Origin of the sequence: Microvirga aerophila (assembly GCF_003332305.1) — a bacterium.
Classification (GTDB): Bacteria; Pseudomonadota; Alphaproteobacteria; order Rhizobiales; family Beijerinckiaceae; genus Microvirga; species Microvirga aerophila.
Genome location: NZ_QOIO01000032.1, coordinates 45,539 through 70,808, shown reverse-complemented (window position 1 = coordinate 70,808; position 25,270 = coordinate 45,539). Strand labels below are relative to the sequence as shown.

The 25,270-nt window shown below is 61.8% G+C and carries 24 protein-coding genes and 1 pseudogene; 17 read left to right on the top strand and 8 right to left on the bottom strand.

Features of this window, described 5'->3' with window-relative positions:
- Positions 1-64: 64 nt before the first annotated feature.
- The 11 genes and pseudogenes from DRB19_RS17915 to DRB19_RS17855 all read left to right on the top strand — a co-directional run bounded on the left by DRB19_RS17915 (position 65) and on the right by DRB19_RS17855 (position 11,359).
- Positions 65-1,717 carry an arylsulfatase gene (locus DRB19_RS17915; RefSeq protein ID WP_114187397.1) on the top strand — a complete coding sequence of 551 codons (1,653 nt, stop codon included), beginning with the start codon at positions 65-67 and terminating at the stop codon, positions 1,715-1,717.
- A 146-nt stretch (positions 1,718-1,863) separates the two neighbouring features.
- On the top strand, positions 1,864-2,121 hold the full coding sequence (locus tag DRB19_RS17910) for a hypothetical protein (protein WP_114187388.1): 258 nt from the start codon (positions 1,864-1,866) through the stop codon (positions 2,119-2,121).
- A gap of 34 nt (positions 2,122-2,155) precedes the next feature.
- Positions 2,156-2,443 (top strand): hypothetical protein, encoded by a 288-nt coding sequence (locus DRB19_RS17905; RefSeq protein WP_114187387.1) that lies wholly within the window; start codon positions 2,156-2,158, stop codon positions 2,441-2,443.
- A gap of 50 nt (positions 2,444-2,493) precedes the next feature.
- Positions 2,494-3,486: an HAD family hydrolase gene (locus tag DRB19_RS17900; RefSeq protein WP_245439624.1), complete on the top strand. Its 993-nt coding sequence runs from the start codon at positions 2,494-2,496 to the stop codon at positions 3,484-3,486.
- Between the two features lie 43 nt (positions 3,487-3,529).
- Positions 3,530-3,802 (top strand): annotated as a pseudogene (locus tag DRB19_RS31905) (AI-2E family transporter); the annotation flags it as partial.
- 41 nt (positions 3,803-3,843) lie between these two features.
- Positions 3,844-4,137 (top strand): AI-2E family transporter, encoded by a 294-nt coding sequence (locus DRB19_RS31200; RefSeq protein ID WP_114187385.1) that lies wholly within the window; start codon positions 3,844-3,846, stop codon positions 4,135-4,137.
- Positions 4,138-5,048: 911 nt separating this feature from the next.
- On the top strand, positions 5,049-5,837 hold the full coding sequence (locus DRB19_RS17880) for an SDR family NAD(P)-dependent oxidoreductase (protein ID WP_114187383.1): 789 nt from the start codon (positions 5,049-5,051) through the stop codon (positions 5,835-5,837).
- A gap of 200 nt (positions 5,838-6,037) precedes the next feature.
- Positions 6,038-6,592, top strand: a complete 555-nt coding sequence (locus DRB19_RS30795; protein WP_174799962.1) for a hypothetical protein — start codon at positions 6,038-6,040, stop codon at positions 6,590-6,592.
- Positions 6,593-6,739: 147 nt separating this feature from the next.
- Positions 6,740-7,450 carry a PRC-barrel domain-containing protein gene (locus DRB19_RS30020; RefSeq protein WP_162815743.1) on the top strand — a complete coding sequence of 237 codons (711 nt, stop codon included), beginning with the start codon at positions 6,740-6,742 and terminating at the stop codon, positions 7,448-7,450.
- A gap of 202 nt (positions 7,451-7,652) precedes the next feature.
- The gene (locus tag DRB19_RS17865) at positions 7,653-7,862 is read left to right on the top strand and encodes a cold-shock protein (RefSeq protein WP_114187382.1); all 210 of its coding nucleotides are present in this window, start codon (positions 7,653-7,655) and stop codon (positions 7,860-7,862) included.
- Between the two features lie 446 nt (positions 7,863-8,308).
- A complete protein-coding gene (locus DRB19_RS17855; protein WP_114187380.1) occupies positions 8,309-11,359 on the top strand; it encodes a PAS domain S-box protein in 3,051 nt (1,016 codons plus the stop codon).
- A 67-nt stretch (positions 11,360-11,426) separates the two neighbouring features.
- Here DRB19_RS17855 and DRB19_RS31710 read toward each other — a convergent pair whose 3' ends face one another.
- Complete coding sequence (locus DRB19_RS31710; RefSeq protein ID WP_308494294.1) at positions 11,427-11,636, bottom strand: hypothetical protein; 210 nt, start codon at positions 11,634-11,636, stop codon at positions 11,427-11,429.
- 351 nt (positions 11,637-11,987) lie between these two features.
- Positions 11,988-12,860, bottom strand: a complete 873-nt coding sequence (locus tag DRB19_RS17845) for a type 1 glutamine amidotransferase (RefSeq protein ID WP_114187379.1) — start codon at positions 12,858-12,860, stop codon at positions 11,988-11,990.
- Positions 12,861-13,226: 366 nt separating this feature from the next.
- Here DRB19_RS17845 and DRB19_RS17840 point away from each other — a divergent pair, with 366 nt between their 5' ends.
- The 5 genes from DRB19_RS17840 (at position 13,227) to DRB19_RS17820 (ending at position 17,812) form a co-directional block, all read left to right on the top strand.
- On the top strand, positions 13,227-13,778 hold the full coding sequence (locus DRB19_RS17840) for a mechanosensitive ion channel family protein (RefSeq protein WP_114187378.1): 552 nt from the start codon (positions 13,227-13,229) through the stop codon (positions 13,776-13,778).
- Positions 13,769-13,978, top strand: coding sequence for a hypothetical protein (locus DRB19_RS17835; protein ID WP_114187377.1), 210 nt, complete (start codon positions 13,769-13,771; stop codon positions 13,976-13,978). The genes DRB19_RS17840 and DRB19_RS17835 overlap by 10 nt, the downstream gene beginning before the upstream one ends.
- A 478-nt stretch (positions 13,979-14,456) precedes the next feature.
- Positions 14,457-15,629: a beta-glucosidase gene (locus DRB19_RS17830; protein WP_114187376.1), complete on the top strand. Its 1,173-nt coding sequence runs from the start codon at positions 14,457-14,459 to the stop codon at positions 15,627-15,629.
- A 7-nt stretch (positions 15,630-15,636) separates the two neighbouring features.
- Positions 15,637-17,487, top strand: coding sequence for an ABC transporter ATP-binding protein (locus DRB19_RS17825; RefSeq protein ID WP_114187375.1), 1,851 nt, complete (start codon positions 15,637-15,639; stop codon positions 17,485-17,487).
- A 115-nt stretch (positions 17,488-17,602) separates the two neighbouring features.
- Positions 17,603-17,812, top strand: coding sequence for a hypothetical protein (locus DRB19_RS17820; RefSeq protein WP_114187374.1), 210 nt, complete (start codon positions 17,603-17,605; stop codon positions 17,810-17,812).
- 532 nt (positions 17,813-18,344) lie between these two features.
- Here the strand turns inward: DRB19_RS17820 and DRB19_RS17815 are convergent.
- Positions 18,345-18,725, bottom strand: a complete 381-nt coding sequence (locus DRB19_RS17815) for a hypothetical protein (RefSeq protein ID WP_245439622.1) — start codon at positions 18,723-18,725, stop codon at positions 18,345-18,347.
- A 346-nt stretch (positions 18,726-19,071) separates the two neighbouring features.
- On the opposite strand from DRB19_RS17815, the gene DRB19_RS17810 reads away from it, so the two are divergent.
- Complete coding sequence (locus DRB19_RS17810) at positions 19,072-19,605, top strand: hypothetical protein (RefSeq protein ID WP_147021787.1); 534 nt, start codon at positions 19,072-19,074, stop codon at positions 19,603-19,605.
- A gap of 12 nt (positions 19,606-19,617) precedes the next feature.
- Here the strand turns inward: DRB19_RS17810 and DRB19_RS17805 are convergent, their stop codons facing one another.
- The 5 genes from DRB19_RS17805 to DRB19_RS17785 form a co-directional block, all read right to left on the bottom strand.
- A complete protein-coding gene (locus DRB19_RS17805; RefSeq protein ID WP_114187371.1) occupies positions 19,618-20,850 on the bottom strand; it encodes a phenylacetate--CoA ligase family protein in 1,233 nt (410 codons plus the stop codon).
- Positions 20,851-20,887: 37 nt separating this feature from the next.
- Complete coding sequence (locus DRB19_RS17800) at positions 20,888-21,736, bottom strand: ABC transporter ATP-binding protein (RefSeq protein WP_114187370.1); 849 nt, start codon at positions 21,734-21,736, stop codon at positions 20,888-20,890.
- Positions 21,737-21,808: 72 nt separating this feature from the next.
- Positions 21,809-23,131 (bottom strand): ABC transporter substrate-binding protein, encoded by a 1,323-nt coding sequence (locus DRB19_RS17795; protein ID WP_114187369.1) that lies wholly within the window; start codon positions 23,129-23,131, stop codon positions 21,809-21,811.
- Positions 23,132-23,213: 82 nt separating this feature from the next.
- Positions 23,214-24,299, bottom strand: a complete 1,086-nt coding sequence (locus DRB19_RS17790) for a branched-chain amino acid ABC transporter permease (RefSeq protein ID WP_114187368.1) — start codon at positions 24,297-24,299, stop codon at positions 23,214-23,216.
- A 12-nt stretch (positions 24,300-24,311) separates the two neighbouring features.
- Entirely contained in the window at positions 24,312-25,268 is a 957-nt protein-coding gene (locus DRB19_RS17785; RefSeq protein ID WP_174799964.1) for a branched-chain amino acid ABC transporter permease, read from the bottom strand.
- Between the last annotated feature and the right edge of the window lie 2 nt (positions 25,269-25,270).

The window sequence follows — 25,270 nt, the reverse complement described above, 5'->3', positions numbered from 1 at the left end:
AGAGCCCATGACCAGTGATCGTGCGTCCTCACAAACGCCCGGCGGACGATTCCGCCTCCGGCGCATGCGAGCCAAGGCGGCCCTGATCGGGGCCACGGCGCTGGTCTCCGCGACGATGGCCGTCCCAACCTTCGCCCAGGCTCCGCAGCAGAAGCCCAACATCGTACTGATCGTCTCTGACGACACGGGCTACGGTGATCTTGGCGCCTACGGCGGCGGTCCCGGACGCGGCATGCCGACGCCCAATCTCGACCGGCTCTCGAACGAGGGCATGACCTTCTTCTCGTTCTATGCCCAGCCGAGCTGCACCCCAGGCCGCGCCGCGATGCAGACTGGACGCATCCCGAACCGCAGCGGCATGACCACCGTGGCCTTCCAGGGCCAGGGTGGCGGCCTGCCGGCGGCCGAGTGGACCTTGGGCTCCGTGCTCAAGCAGGCAGGCTACCGCACCTTCTTCACCGGCAAGTGGCATCTCGGCGAGGCGGACTACGCGCTGCCGAACGCCCAGGGCTATGACGAGATGAAGTACTGCGGTCTCTACCACCTCAACGCCTACACCTATGCCGATCCCACCTGGTTCCCGGATATGCCTCCGGAGCTGCGGGAAACGTTCCAGCGGGTAACCAAGGGAGCGCTGTCGGGCAATGCCGGGCAGCCGGTGCGGGAGGAGTTCAAGGTCAACGGCCAGTACGTGAACACACCCGTGATCAACGGCAAGGAGGGCGTCGTCGGCATCCCGTTCTTCGACGAGTATGTCGAGAAAGCTTCGCTCGACTACCTCGACCGGGCGGCGCAATCGCGCGAGCCGTTTTTCATGAGCATCAACTTCATGAAGGTGCACCAGCCCAACATGCCGGCACCGGAGTACGAGCACAAGTCGCTGTCGAAGAGCAAGTATGCCGACTCGGTGGTCGAACTCGACTCCCGCATCGGCCGCATCATGGACAAGATCCGGCAGATCGGCGGCAACAACACGCTCGTCTTTTACACCACGGACAACGGTGCCTGGCAGGACGTGTATCCCGATGCCGGCTACACCCCGTTCCGCGGCACCAAAGGCACCCTGCGCGAGGGCGGCAACCGCGTGCCAGCCATGGCGTGGTGGCCGGGTCGGATCGCACCCAACACCAACAACCACGAGATCCTCGGCGGTCTCGACCTGATGGCTACGTTCGCGTCGGTTGCGGGCTCGAAGCTGCCGGAAAAGGACCGCGAAGGTCAGCCGATTATCTTCGACAGCTACGACATGTCGCCGGTGCTGTTCGGGACAGGCCAGTCGCCGCGGAAGTCGTGGTTCTACTTCACCGAGAACGAGTTGTCGCCCGGCGCGGTCCGTGTCAACAACTACAAGTTCCTGTTCAACCTCCGTGGCGACGACGGCGCCTCCACCGGCGGCCTCGCGGTCGACACCAACCTCGGCTGGAAAGGGGCGAGCAAGTACGTTGCTACGGTCCCGCAAGTCTTTGATCTCTTCCAGGATCCTCAGGAGCGCTACGACATCTTCATGAACAACTTCACCGAACGCACCTGGATGGGCGTGGTCATGGAGGAGGAACTCAAGAAGGTGATGAAGACCTACGTCGAGTATCCGCCGCGGAAGGTGCAGAGCTACGGCTACACCGGCCCAATCACGCTCTCGGATTACGAGCGGCTCCAGACGGTGCGGGAGGTGCTCGCGAAGGAAGGCGTCAACGTACCGATGCCCACCGGAAACTGACTTAACCGGGGAGGATCATGTCTCACATGGCCCTCCTCGCACTGCGGCCCGAGCGGAGGAGACCCCGTTCGGGGATTGGTCCAGCCTGATGCTCCTGTACCCGTCGCGTGCACCGGGTGAGCCGTTCGCAAGCAGGAGGATTGACCATGCAACGTGTCACTTTTCTCATCGCCTTCTGGGGTCTTGTGACCATCATGCCGAGTTGGGCCCAGAACCAGGAGCCGAGGCCCACGCCACGTGGGGATGAGATCACGATCCCATCGGAAAGGACCCTCGAGCGGGACGCAGTGACGTCCCCGAAAAACGAGTTCTCGACGGACGACGTGACCGCCACCCGGCAGATGGAGCGGCAGAACAAGCGGATCGACCGTGAGGTAAAGGAGGGCATCTGCACCGATTGCTGAAGGAGCATTCAGTTCGAAGACTGAGGAGGAAACGATGATGAGAACCCTGCTATCAACCCTTGCTCTCACCCTAGTTGCTACGGCAGCGGCAGCGCAGGTCGGACCACCGACATCCCAGCGAACCTGCGGGGCCAACCGCCAGCTTGTCATGAGGGAAGGCGCCGTCGTCCTTGATACTGGGCCCTCGACCTACGCTCGCTTCGTCAAGAATGGTTCAGAATGCTTGGTCGATCAGTTCCCGGAGCCGGCCTGGGTACCCAGCTCCAACAACCCGCAATGCTTCATCGGCTACCGCTGCAAGGATGGGTCCGACGACTTCTGACGCTGCGCTTGCGTTGGTTCACTGCACTGATGCTCCAATGGGAGGTACACATGCGCGCTCGTCTGTCCTGGCTTGGCACTCTTGCACTGCTCGTAACCTGGATTTCGGTTGCCGTCGCCCAGACCGACCCATTGCCCTCATGGAACGATGGCCCAGCGAAACAGGCTATCGTCACCTTCGTCACCGACGTGACCCGGGAGGGATCGCCCGACTTCGTACCGTCACCGGAGCGGATCGCCACGTTCGACAATGACGGGACGCTGTGGATCGAGCAGCCGATTTACGTGCAGTTCGCTTACGCGTTGGACCGGGTCAAGGCGCTGGCGCCGCAGCATCCGGAATGGCGGGACACGCAGCCCTTCAAGGCAGTACTCGAGGGCGACATGGCAGCGCTCGCCGCCGCCGGCGAGAAGGGAGCCGTCGAGATCGTCGCCGCGACACATGCGGGCATGGCGCCGGCGCAGTTCATAGGGATGGTCCAGGCTTGGCTCGCAACCGCCAAGCACCCCCGCTTCGACCGCCCCTACCAGGAACTTGTCTACCAACCCATGCTGGAGGTGCTGGCCTATTTGCGCGCCAATGGGTTCAAGACGTTCATCGTCTCGGGCGGTGGCATCGAGTTCATACGGGCCTTCGCCGAGAGGAGCTACGGCATTCCGCCCAATCAGGTGGTGGGCTCGAGCATCGTCACCAAGTTCGAGCGTCGCGGCGGGCTGCCGACGCTGTTCCGCCTGCCCCAGGTGAACTTCGTCGACGACGGGCCTGGCAAGCCGGTCGGCATCAATCAGCACATCGGCCTCCAGCCGATCGCCGCCTTTGGGAACTCAGACGGCGACCTCGAGATGCTGCAATGGACCACCGAGGCGGGCGGACGCCGCCTGGGTGTCGTGGTGCATCACACCGATGCGGAGCGGGAATACGCCTACGACCGCCAGTCGCGTGTGGGAAAGCTCGACAAGGCGCTCGATGCCGCAGCGGTGGATCGCTGGACCGTGGTCGATATGAAGCGGGACTGGAAGACAATCTTCCCGGTCAAGCCCTAGGAGCCGTACGGGAGATTCACCCCCGGGAGGCAAGTAATGACGGTTGCCCGCCCCACCGCTTTTTTGGAGCACGATCGCCCTCATCGTGCTGCTGATGCTGGCGCTGTTGCATGAGATCCTCCTGCCGTTCGCGGTCGACATGGCGCTTGCCTACCTCCTCGTTCCGGCCGTCGACAGGCTGGAGCGGATCGGGATCAATCGCGGACTGGCCGCTCTGATCCTCATCCTGGTGCTGTCCGTCGGCTTCGCCGGCCTGATGCTAGTGATGCTCCCTGCCTTCGTTGAAGAGTTCCCACGTTATCTCACGCAGGTCCAGTCTCTCGCCGCCGACACCGGCCGCCCTGGCTGCATCAGGTCATGGGCCAAGAACTTCGGATCGAGGAGTCGGTCACCCACACGGCGGCTGCGATGGACAGTGCCCAGCTCGGTGACCTCGTCCGCTCGGCCTGGTCGGGCGGGAAAGCCTTGCTCTCGCTGCTCGTCGTGGTCCCGATCATCAGCATCTACCTTCTGGCGGATTGGGACCGCATGATCGCGACGATCGATAGCTGGGTGTCGGCAAAGCACCGCGAGGACATCCGTGCGGTCGGGCGGGAGATCCATACACGGGGGCTGGCTCAGTGCGCGACCGATCTCCCTTGCTGGGCCTAATTTTTTGAACACTAGCGGATCTACAGGATCTTAGCAAAGCAGTCCCCTCCCCGCCAATTCCCTGCGCTACACCTCAGGATCTTTCACCGGCACGGCCACAGGCGTTGTGGCCGATCGAAGATGAGCCCCACATACGAAAAAGCCCAGGCTCCGGGGCGAACGGGCGGGATGCCTACGCATCTCCTGCCGCGCCAGCTACGGGCCTGGGCTGATTGGGTACCAGACGGGCGCTCGCATCGTCAGGCTAGCGCAGGAACAGACCGGGCCGGATTACATCCGTCCTGGCGCGGTCACATCGAAGCTTGGCAGTGACGCCCGCCGATTCTCGAAGTCCACATAATGTCCGCTGGGGTAAACTTGATATGGGGATTGAAAGCCGATCCGCAAGGGGAAGCAGGCTGCTTCCGCTTCCTTGACGGCTTTGCAGCCGCGGAAGCCACGCATCAGGATAGACGCCAGAATTCCGGTGGCTGTGGGTTACTCTCAACTCAAGGACACGCGCTGCCCTTTCCGGAAGAGTTTCTCTTGGGAAGGGAACGTAAGCATCGCCAACGGCTTCCCAAGAAGAAACCCGACGATGGAGCGCCCATGTCCAACCCGACCCAGCCAGATCCCCCGTCTGTGGAACAGCCTGATGCGCCGGGCGTCTTGCCGGAGCTTCCGAACCTCGATCCAGTGCCAGAGGATGGAAGTCCGGCTGATCATAAGGGGCCGTCACCCGACGATCTCCCTTACGTTACGCCTCCGGGCACCCAGTAGGAGCGAGTGTGCCGACGGGCCGGCACGCGCATGTGCCAAGCGAGAAAACGCGACCAGAGCCCCTCTAGGGAGCCGTGCGGCATCGAGGATGTGCCCATGCGGCCCGAACCATCCAGCACCCGCATGGTTAACCGCCGAATGGAGATTTTCCCGTGGCTCAAACTGCACGTTCCCTCGCCGTCGTCACAGGTGCCTCTGCGGGCATCGGCTATGAACTTGCCAAGCTAAGCGCCCAAAACGGCTATGATCTGGTGATCGCCGCTGATCAGGCGAAAATTCAGAGCGCCGCGGAGGACTTCCGCTCGCTTGGAGCGGCGGTTGAGGCCGTGGAGGTTGATCTCGCAACGCTGGAGGACGTCGATCAACTCTACGCTGCCACTAAAGGCAGGCCGATCGATGTCCTCATGGCCAATGCCGGGCACGGCCTGGGCCATGGCTTCCTCGACCAGGATTTCACAGAGGCTCGCCACGTGATCGACACCAACATCACAGGAACGCTCTACCTGATCCAGAAGGTCGGCCGAAACATGCGCGACAGGCAGGAGGGCAAGATCCTGATCACCGGGTCTATCGCGGGCTTCATGCCGGGATCGTTCCAGGCCGTCTACAACGGCACCAAGGCCTTCATCGACAGCTTCTCCTTTGCGTTGCGCAACGAACTCAAGGACACAGGCGTCACGGTCACCTGCCTCATGCCAGGCGCCACGGATACGGAGTTTTTCGAGCGCGCCGACATGATGGATACCGACGTCGGACAGGGCTCCAAGGACGATCCGGCCGACGTGGCGAAAACAGGGTTCGACGCCATGATGCGCGGCGACGGCGATATCGTGAGCGGATGGAAGAACAAGCTGACCACCGCCATTGCGTCGGTCACCCCGGCTGGAATGCTGGCCGAACAACATCGCAAGATGGCGGAGCCGGGTTCAGGCCAGCGGTAGATCGGGTCTCCCAACCGAGCGCCATCGGCGGTTGCCGGGGTGAGGCTCAATCCTCAACCTCACCAATACGCGGGAGCGAACCATGAATTCGAAGGATCCCACTTAGCCGCAGCAAGCGCATGCGGGGCAGTCTTTGCAGGCCATCGTCAGGAACCTCCACGGCAAGCGCACGTTGGCCGGAACCACGTGAGATTTTTTCGATGACGAAGATTGTGCTTATCGCCGCCGTGACGCTCGGCCTCGGAATCCCTGCCGGCGCGGCCGAGGCTCAGAGCCGTCCCGGCGGCTGCCTCAAATACGGACTTGGCGGTGCTGTCGCGGGTCACTTCGCGGGCGGGCACCGCCTGAAAGGCGCCCTCGCCGGCTGTGCCCTCGGGATCTATCAGCGGCGCAAATACGAGCGCGAGGCCAGGCAACAGGACGACATCCGCAACAGGAATGCGGAGCGCGGCCGCTCCAATCGCCAGGAGCAGGCCAACCGCAACGAGAACCGGGATCGAAGCGCCAACCGCAGCCCATTGCCTCGCTCGGAGGGAACCAATCGCTACGAAGACCTTGGCCTGGACCTGGACCGTGGGCGTCGCACGGGCCGCGACCGTGACGGCTATGAGCAGGGCGGATCGTTTGCTCGCGGACAGGGTGATAGCCGCAACCGCCTGAGTCCGCAGGAGCGATCCCGCGCACCTGGACGATTCCCAGGCTATGAGCCTGAGGAGACCGGCAGCTTTTCGGTGTCACCAGGAAAGGTCTACTGAGCGCTTGGACAACCTCGGTCAGGCCCACGAACGAGAACAGCCAGGCAGGAAAACGTTACGATCCGCTCGGTCGGCGCAGAACCTTGTCCCATTCTGGCCGTTCCCTTTGCGGGCGTTTCGTCACGACGTCACACCACGGAGGAATCGATGCTCAAGATGCACTTAGGCGCTGGTCTCGCGGCCGCCGCCCTTCTGGCTGGATCGGCAATGGCTCAGACAACGGCTCCCACCCAGCCTGTCGGGTCCGGTCAGGTCATGACGCAGATGCCGCCGGACCTGATGCGCGGCTCGCGCCTGATGGGGATTGATATTTATGGCGCCGATAATCAGAAAATCGGCGATATCGACGAGGTTCTGGTCGACCGCCAGGGCAAGATCCATGGCTTGGTGGTGGGAGTCGGCGGCTTCCTCGGCATCGGCCAGAAGGATGTCGCCATACCCTTCGAACAGGTGCAGTGGCTGTCGAACCAAGAGGTCCAGGCTTCCTCGAACGCCAATCAGGGCAGCGGATCCGGCGTCAACACCGCCGGCGGTGTGACGGTCCCGAGCACGGCCACCGGCGGGATGAACCAACCGGCAACGACGGGAAGCACCGCCGGCGGCGGAACCGGCGGAATGACGGGCGGCACGGCCCCGGCGGGCAGCACAGCCGGCGCAGGCGGCGCGGCAGGCTCGGGCAATGACCCCAACACCCCGGCCCGCGCCATGGTGAAGATGACCAAGGCCGACCTGCAGAACGCACCCGAGTTCCGCTATGCGAACGACCAGAACCGGGCAGGGGCTGCGGGCAACACCAACCCACCGCCGCAGAACGTCAATCCTCCCGGCAACACCCCGCCCAACGCACAACAGCGGTAGGAAGCGGCATCTGGGCCCGGGGAGGTTTTCCCTCCCCGCCCTTAGGGCCAATCGAACCGGCTGGAGAGGGAAGTTTTTAGGGGGCTCTCCCCTCTCCTCCACTGTGGTATCATCGCACAGGCGGCTAGAGACTTGACCTCTCTGCCAGACACGGCAGGATGGCCCCGCGAAATCGCACCTGAAGGGACTAAAGGAATATCCAATGGCTACTGGGACTGTGAAGTGGTATAACGAGACGAAAGGCTACGGATTCATTCAGCCGGACAACGGCGGCAAGGATGTTTTCGTCCACGCCACGGCCCTCGAGCGGGCCGGCATGCGCGGCCTCCAAGAAGGCCAGAAGATCTCCTATGAGGTTGAAGCCGACCGCCGTACCGGCAAAGAATCTGCAACCAACCTGCAGCAGGCTTGATTGAGCCTATCGTAACGTCAGTCTGACTGACCCCTAAGCCGCTCCTAACGGGGCGGCTTATTCTATGGTGGGTTACGCAACGGGGTGTCGGCAAACCCAGTCGACAGACTTTCATGTTTCAGCCGAGGAGCGTTGCTCCACGCGGCCGATACCGATAGGTCACGCCATAGAAGTCTGATAGAGCTGCGGACAATAAGGCGCGGGTTATTGATGGCGCATGCCCGCAACCTAATTAACGTGCAGAATTCCTCATACCTTCCCAATGCTATCCAAATCATTCCTCTGGCCATTCCTTATTCCAGACCCAACGGCATGCATCGCCGCCAAGTTTGCCTCCGCTCACGACGGCAGCGCCGGCAAAGCGGTGTGCGTCGCTCCGCGCCCGATGGCCAATCAGGATCACCGAGAGGAGCCTGACCAGTTCAATCCTGCCAAGGATCCCTGCAATGCATGGTCATAAAGGCTCACCGGGTCGTGACCCTCTCGCAGGCGGGGGCGAAGCGGGAGCGCTCATGCGGTCAATGGACTGGTCCACATCGTCACTCGGTCATCCGGCGGATTGGCCGCAGAGCCTGCGAACAGTGGTCAATCTCCTGCTCAATTCCAAATTTCCGATGTTCATCGCATGGGGACAGGAACTCGGTTTCCTTTACAACGACTCATACTCGGAAATTCTTGGGGCAAAGCATCCTGCCGCCATGGGTCGCCGCTTCAAGGATGTGTGGTCCGAGATCTGGGATGATGTCGAGCCTTTAGTGACCAAAGCGCTTTCGGGCGAGGCAACCTTCCATGAAGATTTGCCGCTGATGATGCAGCGCAAGGGATTTCAGGAACAAACCTATTTTACCTTCTCGTATAGCCCGGCACATGACGAGTCAGGCAGCATCGGTGGGGTGTTTTGCGCCTGCACCGAGACCACTCGAGAGGTCGAAGCTCGCGCTGCCCATCAGGCGGACAAGGAGTACTTGCACGATCTCTTCAAGCAGGCGCCTGGCTTTGTGGCGATCCTGCGGGGACCGGATCACGTCTTCGAGCTGGTCAACGCCTCTTACCTTCAACTCGTCGGCCATCGTGACATCGTCGGCAAGCCGGTGCGCCAAGTCTTGCCGGAACTTGAAGGGCAAGGGTTCTTCGAGCTGGTTGATGGCGTCTATAGATCCGGAGAACCGTTCGTTGGCCGTAATCTGGCGGTCAAGCTCCAGCGCCAGCCTGGCAGCCCTGTCGAAGAGCGATTTCTCGACCTCGTCTACCAGCCCATCTTCGATCGAACGGGCAGGGTCACGGGCATCTTCGCCGAAGGATACGATGTCACGGAGCGAGTTCGCGCCGAAGTCGCGCTGCGTGCCAGCGAAGAGCGCCTGCGCCGGTCGCAGGAACTTGGCGGCGCGTTGCCTTACGAGTGGGACATCACCACCAACCAGCTGCTCGCCCACCCGGCATTCAGTAAACTTTATGGTTTGAGGAGCGATGAGCCGCTCACCTATGAGGCTGTAACCGCCCGGATTCACCCCGAGGACCTCTCCCGGGTCAGGGCCACCCACCAGAACGCCTTCAAGATGGGTGGCCCGTACGAGCAGGAATACCGGATTGTTCTGTCCGACGGCGAGATCCGTTGGGTGATGGCGCGGGGCGAGCCGGTCTATGGGGAGAGTGGCGAGCCAAATGCGTTGGCCGGAGTGGTTATCGACATCTCTCAGCGGAAATCGGCTGAGCTTGCGCTTGCCGAGAGCGAGGAGCGGTTCCGCCTGTTGGCGGATGGCGCTCCTGCGCTGATCTGGATGAGCGATGAAACCGGCCGGATCACCTTTGCCAACCGCCACTATGAAACCATGTTTGGCAACCCGGCCGCCGCCGTAGAGGGTGAAGGCTGGAAGAACATTGTCCACCCTGATGATGTCGAGACCTTCACCTTGGCCTTCCTCAAGGCGTTCGAGCAGAGAGAGCCTGTCAGCCTCAATGTTCGGGTCAAGGACCGCAACCGCGACACCCGCTGGCTCCGATGCGAGGGCGTTCCGCGTTTCGACAGCAGCGGAGGCTTTCTCGGCTTCATAGGATGCAATGTCGATATCTCCGAGGCTAAGGTCTCGGAGATTGCCTTGCGCGAAAGCGAGGAGCGTCACCGCATTCTTTTCGAGCAGGCGGCCGCCGGCGTGGGTCACATGGACCTTGATGGCCGTTGGCTCATGGTGAACCAGACGCTCCATGACATCCTTGGCTATACGGAAGGCGAGCTTATCGGCCGGACCCTTCAAAGCCTCACCCATCCGGATCACCCGGATGATGACCAGCCCCTGCTTCTTGCGCTCGACGCCGGGGAGATTCCCTCGTTCCGTTGCGAGAGACGGTACATCCGCAAAGACGGATCAGCCGTATGGGTCGAGACGACGGTGTCCTTGGTGCGAAACCATTCGGGGACCCCGATCTATCGCGTGGCCATCATTCAGGACATCCAGAACCGTAAGCTGGGCGAGGAAGCCCTCCGCGCCAGCGAGAGCCGACTTCGCCTTGCCCTCGATGCAGGACGAATGGCCGTTTGGGAAAGTGACAGCGGCACTGGGACAATCACCACGAGCCCCGAGCTGAATCGTCTTCTGGGCTTTCCTTCGGACACATCGCTAACCCCGGAGCAGATCCGGTCCCGGTATGCCCCCGGCGCTCGGGAGCGCCTTCAGGCAGCGGCGAGCGCCGCGCTTCGTCGGGGTGAGCGGCATGCGGAGGAGGAACTGGAGGTTATCTGGCCCGATGGTTCTCATCACTGGCTCCTGTTGCGCGCCGATCTGGAAACCAGGTCAGGACCTGACAGCATCCACATCAGAGCCACGGGCATCGCGTTTGATATCACGGCGCGGAAGCGCTGGGCTGAGCATCAGCGAATTTTGATAGACGAGCTGAACCACCGCGTGAAGAACACGCTCGCGACTGTCCAATCGCTTGCGGCGCACACTTTCCGCAACACCAATGAGGAAAGTCGCCCGGCCCTAAGAGCATTCGAGGAGCGTTTGTTCGCACTCTCGCGCGCCCATGACGTGCTCACTCGCGAGAACTGGGATGGGGCTGAATTGGGCGAAGTCATCAAAGAAGTCCTGGAGCCCTACCTCCGTCAGTCAGGCAAGCGCTTCGTGATCGAAGGATCGCCCATGCGGCTTGCTCCGGGCGTGGCTCTCGCGCTCGCCATGGCGCTCCATGAGCTTGCGACGAACGCGGCAAAATACGGGGCGCTTTCTGTGCCATCGGGCCGCGTGTCCATCGGCTGGACGACAAACGGCGAAGATCCGGCACTGCTGGTTCTGCGCTGGGAGGAGCGTGGCGGCCCGCCTGTGACGCCTCCGACCCGTAAGGGATTCGGCACTCGTTTGATCGAGCGAATGTTGGCGACCGATCTCTCCGGTCAGGTTCAACTCACCTTTGTGCCGACAGGGGTCGTGTGTGTGGTGAAAGCCCCTCTGAAGCACCAAGAGAACCTGCCCGAGTCGGAGCCGATACGATTAGTCGTATAGCGCATGGGCCGGGCGGCCTTCCGCTGCCTCCCGATCATGATCCGAGCGCTCTCGAGAGCGTGACAATTTAACTTCTCGGCGAATTCCGGAAGAGTCGTTGCCGGGCAGTCGCCCATTTCCGGGTGCCCCAAATGGTGAAGCGTCCAACGGGCCGCCGAAGAAACGGCACGTCGTAGGCGATCAGCAAGAGGCCGAGCGGAAGCATCCAGAGGCCGAGAAATGGCAGGATCGAGAATACCCCGCCGAGAACGAGGAGCACGCCAGCCGGAATTCGCATCCAGTGGGCCCTTGGATGACGGAGGTTTCGAATAGCCCAGGCGGCTCTCTCGGGCAGCTCCCGCTCGAGGTGCTTGAAAGCTCGTCTGAGAATGGCTTTACCGTTGTCGCTGGTTCGCATCCCTTTTGAAGCGTTCACCGTGGAAGTCGGTTCCGCAAATGCCGTCCCGCGATGCTCATCATGTCCAGCGCCTTCGGGGAAATGACAGGTCCGGCTCTCCCGTCACCGCTACCGCATGGAGCCTGAGCTTCGCCATGGGCGCGGTCCCACCGCGCAGCCGGGAAGCCACACAGGTCCATCAAGGGAGCTTGTGATCGGCGGAACCGCCAGTAGTTCCCCCTTGCCCTCCGCTCACGCGCGCCCCCGCTCCGACCGCCTGGGCTTCACAAGATGCCCGATGAAATTGCGGAGCTCCGTCTGACGTTCGTCTTTGTTTGTGACCTGCTCGTCGAGGCCGAGCCGCCACGCTAGGTCACGACGCTCCGGGTTCAGGTGGAGCGACTCGATCTCCTCGGCGTAGGCGGCCACTTCGGCATGGCTTCGCGCCAATCCGTCCTCGATCAGGTCTTCCGCTTGGCGCCGCAGGGCAGCGGCGACCTCGTCAAGTCCGAGTTCCGGATGATACTGTACGCCCCAAAACACGCCGTCCGGTCCAAATCGGATATCGGCAGCCTGCACCCCAGTGACCCGGTTGGAGGCAAGCAGCGATGCTCCAGCGGGCAAAGTCTCGACCTCATCGGTGTGTACGGCGGGGGCGTCGAAGGAGGCCGGACGACCATCGAGCAGCGGATGGCTGCGGCCTGCCTCCGTTGGCGTAATGCGCCGCGCGAACGCTGCTTCACGCCCATTGGCGTTTCGGCGGACGCTGCCCCCGGCTGCGACAGTCGCGACCTGCAGTCCGGCGCAAGACCCGAACGCCGGAGTGCCCGATTCGAAGACCGCTCGCATGAATCCAACCTCGCGACGGGTTTCTGCTGTCTCCTGGTAGAGATGCAGCGGCGAGCCCGTGAGGAAGACGCCATCGTACCCAGCGAGTGCGGCCCCGCTTGGTAGGGCGGAGCCGACATCGGCGGATTTGATTCGGTCACAGTGCGCGGTGGGTGCCAAGACTTTCAGGACGGTGAGATAGGTCTCGCCGGACGAGCGTCCGACACTCTCACGCCGTTTGGCGCGTGCCGAAGGCGGCTCGTTCTCGGCAATTAGGAAGCGAAGCGGTGCTGTCATGTCAGAAGGGTGGCTCATCGGAGAGGCTGTGAACGGCCTATCGGACGAGGAGTTCCAGCCCGCGGCAAAGTCGCGCTGGCAATAAGGTCTGCTCCGGCTAGAGCATCTCCGATGGCACTGTCAGGCAGTCTTTGAGGCACGCGCTCCAGCAGCCGATCCCTCATGCAATGGGCACCCATGAGGAACCGAGCCGGTAAGCGCCACGTTCGCACCGATGGTTCATATCCAAGGAGGCCCGCTTGGAAGCTGATACCCGAATCACCCTTGATCGGATCGAGAGCTACATCGAGGGCTTCTGGTGAATCCTTCCCAATCTTGGCATCGCGCTCCTCGTCTTCGTCCTGTCGATGATCGCCGCCCGGTGTCGTGCGCCGCGCCGTGCTGCGGGTGTTCAAGCAGCGCAGCCGACCGGACTTGGCTCTTATGCTGGCGGGCGCAGCACGCCGGGGCGTCATTGGGCTCGGCCTGCTCATTGTCGCCACCATCATCTTCCCGTCGATCAGCCCGGCGAATCTCCTCTCGACCCTCGGCATCGGCTCCATCGCCATCGGTTTTGCTTTCAAGGATATCCTGCAGAACTGGCTGGCCGGACTTCTCATCCTCCTGCGGCAGCCCTTCCGACAAGGCGACCAGATCATCAACAGCTCCGTCTACACCGACGCCGTGACGGTCAACACGGCCTTCCCGCTGCGCCGCAGCCAGTACGATGTCGGCATCGGCTACGGCGACGACATCGAGCGGGCCTGCGCGATCATCATCGACGCTATCCGGAATGTTGACGGCGTCGCGGGCGACCCGCCACCGGAGGCTTTTGCCTGGGAACTTGCTGGCTCGACGGTCAATGTCCGCGTTCGCTGGTGGACCGACTCGAAGCGATCCGATGTGGTTCATGTCCAGGGGCGCGAATCTTGGCCGTGAAGCAGGCGCTGACCGCGGCTGGCATCGATCTGCCCTACCCCACCAATGTCGTTCTCCTGCACGACCAGACGGAGGAAGCCGACGGGGATCGCCGCCGGCAACGGGAAGGCTGGCCCCCGGAGGTCGATCCGGCCCCTTCGCGTCACATGAACGAGGTTGTGGTTGATGAGAAGAACCGGCCCGCGCGGGCGGGGGCATGACTCGCTCGAAGCGTCACCAAACGTGACCGTGGCAGGAGCCCATATGGTCCTGAGATTTGCCGGATCCAATGGAATGACATGGCGGCGATTGGAGGATGACAAATCCTCCATGACGTTGTCGGGGCAAGCTTCGCGGTATGACGACAGAGCTTTGATCTTCGGCAGGATCTTCGGGCTAGAATCAAGCTCTCTGCGGAATATTCCGATGCGGCAAAACTATCTAAACCGTTGTTGTTAGTCATCCAATGTCAAGCATCAAGGCAAGTATTACGACATTGCCGCGTAGCCCCAATGATTGATTGATTTACCGGAACATATTTCGATCGCGATTGTTGGAGGCTGATCGGCGCGGTGCTCCCGCCGCTCCTTATGCCCTAGGTCCACAACAATTTAGTTTGGCCTCGTGCTGGGCCGAGTCCAAGTCAGGCAGCCGCCATGTCCTGGCAAAACAGCGCCGCAATCTAAGGATCAACTTGGTATGATCTTGCCCTCTTCCCCCTCCCTGTTCCGGAGCTTTTTCCTTGGCGGCTTCGAGTGTTCGAGCCATCGTCGCTTTGATGGCCAGCGGCTTGATCTGCTCGCCGCAACCGGACACGAGCGCTTGGTAGCCGAGGATTATCGCCTTCTCTCCCACCACGGCATAACGTCAGCCCGCGATGGACTTCGCTGGCATCTCATCGAGACCGTTCCAGGGCATTATAATTGGTCGAGTGTTCTGCCCATGCTCCGGGCGGCACGGGCCAACGGAACACAAATCACCTGGGATCTGTGCCATTATGGCTGGCCCGACGATCTTGATATTTGGTCACCGAATTTTGTCGATCGGTTCGCGCGCTTCGCCACTGGCGCCGCCCAGCTCGTGCGTGACGAGACCGAGGGCGATGCCTTTTATTGCCCGATCAACGAGATCTCCTACTGGGCATGGGCCGGGGGCGAGGTGGGCCGTTTCAATCCCTGCTGCCACCAACGCGGACCTGATCTGAAGCGCCAGCTCGTGCGAGCGACCATCGCGGCTATCGATGGAATCCGCGCGGTGGACCGGCGAGCACGTTTCATCACCGCAGAACCGCTCATCAATGTCGAGGGCGGCCTGGGAGACGAACATCACATCCGCGGCGCCGAGACGTACCGCCTCTCCCAATTCGAGGTATTGGAAATGCTGGCCGGTCGGCTGGAGCCGGAACTGGGCGGAGCAGCCGAATTCATCGATATCGTCGGGGTCAATTACTACCCGGACAATCAATGGTATCACGCCGGGCCGACGATCCCGTTGGGCCATCACGCCTACCGCCCCTTACATGACATGCTGATTGAAGTGCACCGGCGCTATGGCCGACCCATTCTCATGGCGGAGACCGGAGCCGAAGGCTCGGGACGACCATCCTGGCTTCATTACGTCTGCGCCGAAGTTCGCGAGGCCATGGAGGCAGGTGTTCCGATGGAGGGAGTCTGTCTCTATCCTATCATCGATTATCCGGGCTGGGATAACGAGCGCATCTGCCATGTCGGCCTCCTCTCCGCCGTCGATGACCATGGACGGAGATCCGTCTGCGCTCCGTTGGCCCGTGAGTTGAGCCGTCAGCAGGAGCTTTTCCGCGAACTTGACACCGTCGCGAACACCCAGGCGGGTACGCTCGCCGCAGCAGAGTAATTCTGTCATGTGGACCGATCTGAGCTTTCCGATACTGGCGCGCCGCCACTCCCGATTTGCCGCAGGACCTACCGGCGACAATCCACCACCGCCTTTCCTGCGCGGTCCCAAGGCCTTCATTCTCCACTATATTCGGACCCGGCCTCTACAGTTCGCAGCGCTCATCATCATGGTGATCGCCGCCGCAAGTTGTGCGGTTGCCGTTCAGTACGTGATGAAGCTCCTCGTCGATGCGATGGCTGGCCCGCGAGACGGCAACAGCGCCGCTTGGACGGCGCTCTCCCTGTTCATCAGCCTGATAGCCGTGGAGAGCGTCCTGTGGCGATTGAGCGGTTGGCTGGGGTGCCGCACCACGCTCGGCGTCGGCGTCGCGATGAGGCTCGATCTCTTTGACTATCTCAATGGTCAACCGATGCGCTATTTTGCCGAGAATCTGGCCGGCTCTCTCGGTCAGCGCATCACCTCGACGGCTGGAAATTTCGGCGCACTGACCAACACTGTAGTGTGGCGGGTGCTACCGCCCTTCGTCGACTTCATCGGCGCCCTCATTGTCTTCTCGCTTGTCGACTGGCGCATGATGACGACGCTCGCCGTATTCGTCGTGATCGTGACAGGCGGGCTGATCCTGTTCGGCGAGAGGGGACACCACTATCACCGAACCTATGCGGGCCGCTCCAATCATGTCAGCGGCGAATTGATCGACGTGATCTCCAACATGTGGGCCGTCAAAGCCTTTTCGGCGCGCCGGCGGGAGCGGGAGCGGCTGGCCCACGATTTCCAGGTGGAAGCCACGGCTCAGCGAGCGAGCTGGATGTATACGGAAAAGGCGCGCGTAATCCATGACATTTCGCTTTGGGTAATGGCAGGCGCCATGCTGTCCTGGTGCGTGCACCTGTGGAGCACTGGCCAGATTACCCCTGGCGACGTGGTTGTGGTGAGCGCTTTGACGTTCCGGATCCTACATGGGTCCCGTGACATGGCCTTGTCGCTTGTCGATATGGTTCAGCAGTTCGGCTACATTGATGAAACGCTGCGGGTGATTGGTCAGCCACAATCCGTGTGCGACAGCCCGAACGCACCCGATCTGAAGTCAAGGGGCGGCACGATCGAGTTCCGGGACGTCAGCTTTGCCTATGGAGGCGGACGCGACGCCGTGCACGACATCGACCTGCGAATTCCGGCGGGGCAGAAAGTTGGCATTGTCGGACCATCCGGAGCCGGCAAGTCGACATTGATCCACATCCTGCAACGACTCTACGACGTGCAGAAAGGCGAAATCGTCATAGACGGGCAGTCGATACGATCGGTCAGTCAGGACAGCCTGCGCACTGCGCTCTCGGTTGTTCCGCAGGAGATATCGCTTTTCCACCGCACGGTCATGGAGAATATCCGGTTCGGACGTCCCGATGCCACAGACGAGGAAGTTTTCGCGGCAGCCCGTGCGGCTTATTGCGACGGTTTTGTCTGCTCGCTTCCAGACGGCTATGCGACGGTGGTCGGCGAGCGGGGCATGAAGCTTTCTGGCGGTCAGCGGCAGCGGATTGGCATTGCGCGCGCCTTCCTGAAGGATGCGCCGATCATCATCCTCGACGAAGCAACGTCGGCCCTCGATACTGAATCGGAGATGGAGGTGCAGAAAGCCCTCGTACGTCTCATGCGGGACCGGACGGTGATCGCCGTTGCACACCGCCTGTCCACCCTGACGGCATTCGACCGGATTATCGTGATGATGGGCGGCCGCATTGTCGAGGACGGAACCGCCATGGACCTTCGCCAGCAGCGCGGCCTCTTCGATCGAATGTGGCGTCTGCAGGCCGAAGGACTGTCACTTGATGAAATCGTCGAGGATGCGGCCTAACGTTCGGGAACAAATGACTCCGATGATTGGTATCGTCTCTCGTTGCAAGGGCGCAACAGAAAAGGCGGCCAAGCCGGGAAGTCCGGCGGTGGCGTATTGAACACAAAGGTGAAGCATGACCAGCCGGAATCACAACAATCGCAGCGAGAAGCAGAAGGGGCACGTGCCCGACCGAAGCGACGAAGCTGTTCCGAAGGGCCACAGCAAGGATGCTGGGCATCATCCTCATCACGGCGATGGCGGCGGTGGCGTTCCCAAGACGCAGGGCCAAGGCCAGGCGAACGAAGGGGTGGACAACCGCAAGCAAAACCGCGGCCACGGTTAGGCGACATACTCTCGGTGACCTAATTACCTCCAACCCTGAGAGGAGACCCCATGCCCGACCCGAAACATCCAAGCCTCAGGCCCTGCCAATGAAGGGCGAGAGCCTGAACGGGCCAACAGTGACGTCCCCAACCTCGGACCGGCGTCGGATCCGGCGGAACGCGATTTCGGCGATTCCGCCGGCTATGGGGGCGGCGGATCGACACGCGACTATCAGGAGGTTGTTGGCGAGAACCCTGTGACGGAGGGCAGGCCTAATCCGCTCGATGCGGTGATACCGCCTGAAACACAGCAAGGTCCTAAGTGAAAGGGATCGTGAGATTCCCGTTGGAGAGACCCGCTCCTTTTGGGGCGGCCTCCGGACGGAGGGCTCCCTCGCGTCTCAAGGGTGATTCCATGCACCTTATTTTGACGGAGATTCAAATCATCCGGCCTATGCAGATCCAGCAATAAAGCACCGATCTGCGCGACCGCTTTGGGTCCCGTTGTCCAGACATGCTTTTACGTTCAAAGCTTAACTGCAACTCCGATTTCTAAACGGCTCTCGCCATCCATATGCCGACCACCAGGATGGCACCGACAGCTCCAATGAAGCTGACGAAGACCACCGGGAAACCGTCCTGCTTGTTATGGGCAGCGCCCGTTCTCCGCGCACCCTTCATCCAACGCTCGACATTCTCATAGCGACGCGCCAAGGCAACCCGGAAGGGGCTTGGCGGCGTGCCGGCTGCCTCGTCGTCGGTCCCAAGGGGTGAGAGGCCCGGATCGAAGACAGGGTTCTTGTCGCCGGTCCGTCCGCTGTCGATATCGCCCTTCAGCATCGCCGTGGTTGGCCGGTCGGACGCAGGCGGCGGATCGATCGGGTCGATCGTACGGGTCGGCGGGACATCGGAATGATCTGAGCGGGTGGCCAAGGAGGGCTCCATAATGGGCTCACGCGGGATATCCACGCAAAGCGAACGGTCCAGAATGATTCAGTCTGCCGTCACGGCAAAATTTCAAAGGGCATCGCCCTCACCGTATGAACCGCGTCAAGCCTCGGCCGTTCCCGCAAGCCGATGACATGGCTGTCCCAATGAGGCTTCCGTCTCATCCGTCGGACCCGCCGACTTCCTCATCGGGCGCTGCGCCGGACCGGGCTGCGCCATATCGACGAGCAGCGACAATTGTCGTGGAACCGGAACCGGCCACAGCAGCGTTCTCTTAAGAGAGTTTGTGCGGGAGGTGGTTATGACGGGCGGGATGAGACGGATGCTGGGCGTGAGCTCGCTACTGGGCCTGCTGGCAATCGGGTCCACCGCCCTTGCCCAGACGGATCGCCCCTGGGTCGATCCACCGGGCGAAGGGGGAGCTGCTCCCCAAACCGGCGCGCCTTCGCCCAGCCAGTCCGCCGTGCCTCCGGCGGCGCCTTCCACGCCCTCGCCGGCTACTGAAAGCACGGCATCCAATCCGGTCAAAGCTGCTCCCGTCGATGCCAGGGAATCGCCGCGGGAGAGCAAACGCGCTGAACCACCTACCCGGAAGAAAGCCACTTCTGTGGCCAGAACACGATCAACACCCAAGGTCGTCACGGAGCGTCCGAACCGCCAAACCCCACGCAAGGCCATTGCCGCACGCAGTAAGCCTCAGGTCGTGACAGCCGACCGGATTGGTGCAGGCCGTCAGCGGCTCGTTGGACGGCCGCTCGAAGTCATGACCCTTCGGACGATCGAGTTCCCGGACGGCCGCCGCATGAACGTGCTTGTCAGGCCCGGTGAGGAAAGGATCCAAGAGGTGGTGGGAGACCTCTACTGAGGTCTCTGCCACTCAATCATACGTCCGCTCGTCAGAAATGACCTTCCCGTCATTCGGAAGGCTGCCTGGAGCTGTGAAAGACACGGAGCCTTTCAGCTTCATGACGCCTTGAAGCGTGCGAGCGATCTCGACCGCAAGAACGTCGTCAGGCTTTTCCGCCTCGACCTTCAACATCATGTCGTCAACCTCCCCGGCGCGGGTCACGACGAGTCGTAGCCGCCCGAGGCCGGGGTGACGACGACTGATTTCCGCGACCTGCTCCGGTCTGACGAACATTCCCTTCACCTTGGTGGATTGGTCAGCCCGCCCCATCCATCCTTTAATACGCATGTTGGTGCGCCCGCGTACGCTCAGGCCCGGCATCGCGGCCGTGAGGTCGCCGAGGGCAAGGCGGATCCAAGGGTGAAACGGATCGAGGGTCGTCACCACGATCTCGCCGACCTCGCCCTCTGGAACGGGGTCGCCAGTTCCGGGACGCACGATCTCGACGATGATGTCCTCGTTCACCACCAGGCCGTTCCGGGCTGCGGTTTCATAGGCGATGAAGCCCAGATCGGCGGTGGCATAGGCCTGATAGGCATCGATGCCCCGGTCCGCGAACTCATCCTGCAGGGATTTGGGAAAGGCCGCGCCGGATACGAGCGCGCGTTTGATGGACGAAACGTCCCGCCCGGCAGCCGCCGCTCCGTCGAGGAGGATCTTGAGAAAGTCCGGCGTGCCGCAATAAGCTGCCGGACGGTAGGCTTCGATCAGTTCGAATTGCTGCTCCGTATTGCCCGGTCCTGCCGGAATAACCGCGCAGCCGAGGGCCCGCGCGCCGGAATCCATGATGAATCCGCCCGGCGTCAGGTGGTAGCTGAACGTGTTGAGGACGACATCGCCCTTGCGGAAGCCGGCTGCGAAGAGCCCACGCGCGGCGCGCCATGGATCGGTGCCTCTCGCTTCGGGCTCGAAGATCGGCCCTGGGGACGTGAATAGGCGTCCGTAGGAGCCGGGGGAATGGGATACGAGGCCGCCGAAAGGGGCCGCGGCCTTTTGCAGGGCAGGCAGCTCCGACTTGCGCAGAACCGGAAGTGCCGCAAGCGCCTCGCGGCTGACCACGCGCTCGAGGTCGATCCCCTTGAAGCGTTCGGCATAGGCCGGCGCGGCGGCGGCGCCTTTGAGAATCTCGGGAAGGCGCGCAAAAATATCCGCTTCCCGTTGCGCCGGATCGCGAACTTCGAGCGCGTCAAAGGCATCGGTCACAGTCTGTCTCCCGTTATGCATGACGCGGCAGAGCGGCTCAGGCCAGCCAGCGCTTGCGGCGCTTGTAGCTTTTCACGTTGCGGAACGACTTCCGGTCTCCCTCGGAGACGCCTAGGTAGAACTCTTTCACATCCTCGTTCTTGCGCAGCATCTGCGCCGGACCGTCCATGACGACGCGCCCGGTTTCAAGGATGTAGCCGTACGTGGCGTATTTCAGCGCCATGTTGGTGTTCTGCTCGGCGAGAAGGAGCGACACGCCCTCCGTGCTGTTGAGCTTGCGGACGATCTCGAAGATCTCCTCCACGATCTGGGGCGCAAGGCCCATGGAGGGCTCATCCAGCAGGATCATCGTCGGACGGGACATCATGGCCCTGCCGATGGCGCACATCTGCTGCTCGCCGCCTGACGTATAGCCCGCCATGGAACCGCGCCGCTGCTTCAGGCGCGGGAAGTATTCGTAGATTGCTTCGAGGTCGCGCTTGATCGCCGCATTCCCATCCCGGCGCGTGAAAGCGCCGGTGAGAAGGTTTTCCTCGATGGTCAGGTGACCGAAACAGTGCCGCCCTTCGAGAACCTGGATGCACCCACGGCGCACGAGCTCGTTCGGAGACAGCCGATCTACCCGTTCGCCGGCGAACTCGATGCTGCCCTTCGTGACCTCTCCTCGCTCGGCCCGAAGCAGGTTCGAGATCGCCTTCAGGGTCGTGGTCTTGCCTGCGCCGTTTGCGCCGAGCAACGCCACGATGCCGCCGCGAGGAACATTGAGTGAGACACCTTTGAGAACAAGAATCACGTGGTCGTAGATGACCTCAATGTTGTTGACCGCGAGGACGATCTCGCCTGTCGCGGGTTCACTCGGCGTCTGCGTCCGGACTGCGGTGCTCATCGGGGTTTCCTTTGAAACTTGCTGGAGCATGCAGACCGTCACCGGCCTGCATGCTCCTTTCAGAGCTGTCGATCAGCTTGCCTTGTCGCAAGCTTCCGTGCGCTTGGGCCAGCCGGCGTTTTTCTCCGCATAATCCTTCGCCGCAGCCTCAAGCTGGGCGCGGACGCGGTCGGTCATCGGCTCGATCGGATCGCTGATCTTCACCCACTTGGTTCCGTCCCATTCCTGCATGAACGCGGCCCGGTGGCCGTTGTGGTCGGAGCACGACAGGACGAGCTGTTCCGTGAAGCCTTCGAGGCCGAGTTCCTTCAGGCGGGCCGGATCGAGCTTGATGTTCTCCATGCCGCGGCGCACGTCCTCGCCGGTCACAGCTTTCTTGCCCGTGAGTTTCTGGGCCGTCGCGATGCCTTCAGCGATCAGCAGGGAGTTGTAGACGCCGCGGTTGTAGAGAAGCTCTCCTACCTTGTCCTTGGAGGCTTTCGACATCCCCTTGTCGACAACGTTCTTCACGATGTCCTGGAGGGCTGGGAAATTCGTTCCCACCGCGTGCCAGTTGAGCATCTTGAAGCCCTTCGCGCCAGCGCCGCCGCTTCTGGCATCGTCCTCACCAGGCCACCACACGGAATAGAACTTGTCCATCGGGTAGCCTGAGCGCACCGCCTCCTTGATGGCAGCCCCGTTCATGGAGCCCCAGCCCCACATGATCATGTAATCCGGCCGGTCGCGTCGTGCGTTCAACCATTGCGATGACTGGTTCTGCATGTCCTGGGCGGCAATCGGATAGAGCTTCACCTCGAAGCCGATCGATTTTGAAAGCTCCTCCAGAAGCGGGATCGGCTCCTTGCCGAAGCTCGCATCGAGATGCAGGAAACCGATCTTCTTGCCTTTGAGCTTGTCAAGGCCGCCTTCCTTCTCGCCGATATATTTGACGATCATCGACAGGCCGTCCCAGTAGGTGCTCGGCGGATTGAAGACCCACGGGAAGATGTCGCCCCTGGCCGAGGCGGACAGTCCGTAGGCCATGGACAGGATCGGGATCTTGTCCACGGCGGCGCGCGGGATCAGCGGGAGCGTAATGCCGGTCGACCAGGGATTCACGATGACCGGGTTCTTGCCCTTCACGGCCTCGTAGCACTCGACGCCCTTTTTAGTGTCGTAGCCGGTCTCGCATTCCTCAAGGACGAGTTTCACGCCGCCAATGCCGCCATCACGCTGGTTCAGCATCTGCAGGTAGTCGTGCATCCCGTCCGCGATATGGGTGCCGGAGCCGGCGAAAGGTCCGGTTCTATAGGTGAACAGGGGGACGTAGATCGAATCCTGCGCAACCGCTGGCAGAGCCGTGCCTCCTACAAGGGTAGCAACTGCCAGTCCTAGGCTTAGTTTTCGAAAGGCCATGTGTTTCCTCCGTTGTTATCCGGCCCTTTCGAGCCGCTTATGAGCTTTCGTCTCCTTTGCGCCGTTTCCGGCGGGCCTGCCGTCAATAGGGGAACGGCCAGACCAGGAGCTTCTGTTTGCCAATCTGCCAAAGTCGCGCGAGCCCGTGCGGTTCGACGATCAGGAAAAAGATGATGAGCGCTCCCACGATCATGAAGCGCAGATGCTCGATCACATCGGCGCCCACGGACAGACCGAAGGGCGAGAGCATCGCCGGCAACACGATGCCGAGAACGATCGGCATGATGAAGATCAGAGCCGCGCCGAAGAACGAGCCGATCAGGCTGCCCAATCCGCCGATGATCACCATGAACAGGATGAAGAACGACTGGTTGATGTTGAAGACATCGTATTCCGCGCCGCCGTACCAGAGGAACACGAGAAGGGCTCCGGCGACGCCGCAGTAATAGGACGACACGGCAAAGGCCAAAAGCTTGGTTTGAAGCGGCCTGATGCCCATGAGCTCAGCCGCGAGGTCCATGTCGCGGATCGCGATCCATGCCCGGCCGATGCGGCCGTGAACCAAGTTCGATGCAATCCATGTGAGCAGGATGACGATGGTCAGGACCACCAGATAGCGGGTCTGCGGCGTTGCGGTCGCGCCGACGACCGGAACGCCGAACAGCGTGCGCAGAGGCGCATCGAGGGCTCCCGAGACGTTGTAGTTGACGAGCCACGGGATTCGAATGAAGCACCATTGCAGGAAGAACTGCGCCGCAAGCGTCGCCACCGCGAGGTAGAAACCCTTGATGCGCAAGGACGGCAGCCCGAAGAGCGCGCCCACGGCGGCGGAGAAGAAGCCGGACGCGAAGATCCACACGATGACGTTCACGCCTGGAAACGCCGTCATCAGCTTGTAGCAGGCGTAGGCTCCGACCCCCATGAAGGCCCCGGTCCCGAGGGACAGGAGACCCGTGTACCCCGTCAGGATGTTGAGGCCGATGGCCGCCAGCGAAAAGACCAGGAACGGGATCATCACCGCTTGGAGCAGGAAGCTGTTGCCCAGGAAAGCCAGCGAGTAGGCCGCCAGGATGATGATCGCAATTCCGACCCGGTCCTCACGCAGGGGGAAAATCGCCATGTCGGCGGCGTAGTTCGTCTTGTATTGGCCGGCCTCGCGATAGAGCAATCGGGATCTCCCTCAAATCCGTTCGATGATCTTCTCGCCGAACAGGCCTTGCGGCCTGTAGAGCAGGAACAGAAGAGCAATGACGTAGGCCAGCCAGGTTTCGATGCCGCCACCGACAAGCGGCCCCCAGTAAAATTCGCCCAGCTTCTCGCCGACGCCGATGATGAGTCCGCCGATGATCGCGCCTGGAATGGACGTGAACCCTCCAAGAATGAGAACCGGGAGCGCCTTGAGGGCGATGATCTGGAGCGAGAAAGATACGCCCGAACGCGCGCCCCACATGATGCCGGCCACCAGCGCCACGATGCCGGCCGCGAACCAGACGATGACCCAGATCTGATTGAGCGAAATGCCGACCGACAGCGCCGCCTTGTGGCTGTCGGCGACGGCCCGAAGGGCGCGCCCGATCCGGGTCTTGGAGAAGAACACGGCCAGCACGCCGATCATGATGGACGCAATGACGGCGGCCGCGATGTCGAGATGCTGAAAGCGCACGAGCCCGCCAAACATCTCCAGTTCAGTCGTGCCTTGGGGCAGGAACAGGGCGCTGGTGATCATTTCCTTCGGATTGCCGCCGAAGATCAGCTCGCCCAATCCGATCAGGAAGTAGGTCAGGCCGAAGGTCGCCATAAACAGGATGATGTCGGGCTGATTGACCAGGGGCCGCAGCACCACCCTTTCCACCGCCACCGCGAGAACGAGCATCGCCCCAATGGCGAGAAGAAGCGCCAGGAAGGCCGGCACGCCTTTCTCATAGAGACCGACGAGGATCAGGGCGGAGAAGACCACCATGATGCCTTGCGCGAAATTGAACACGCCCGAGGCTTTGAAGATCAACACGAACCCAAGGGCGATCAGCGCATAGAGCACCCCCGAGACGAGCCCCTCCCACAGGGTTTGGATAAGAAGATCCGGCGCCTCCACCATGAACAGGAAAGGCTCGACGAAGATCTTGTAGAGGATGTCCATCG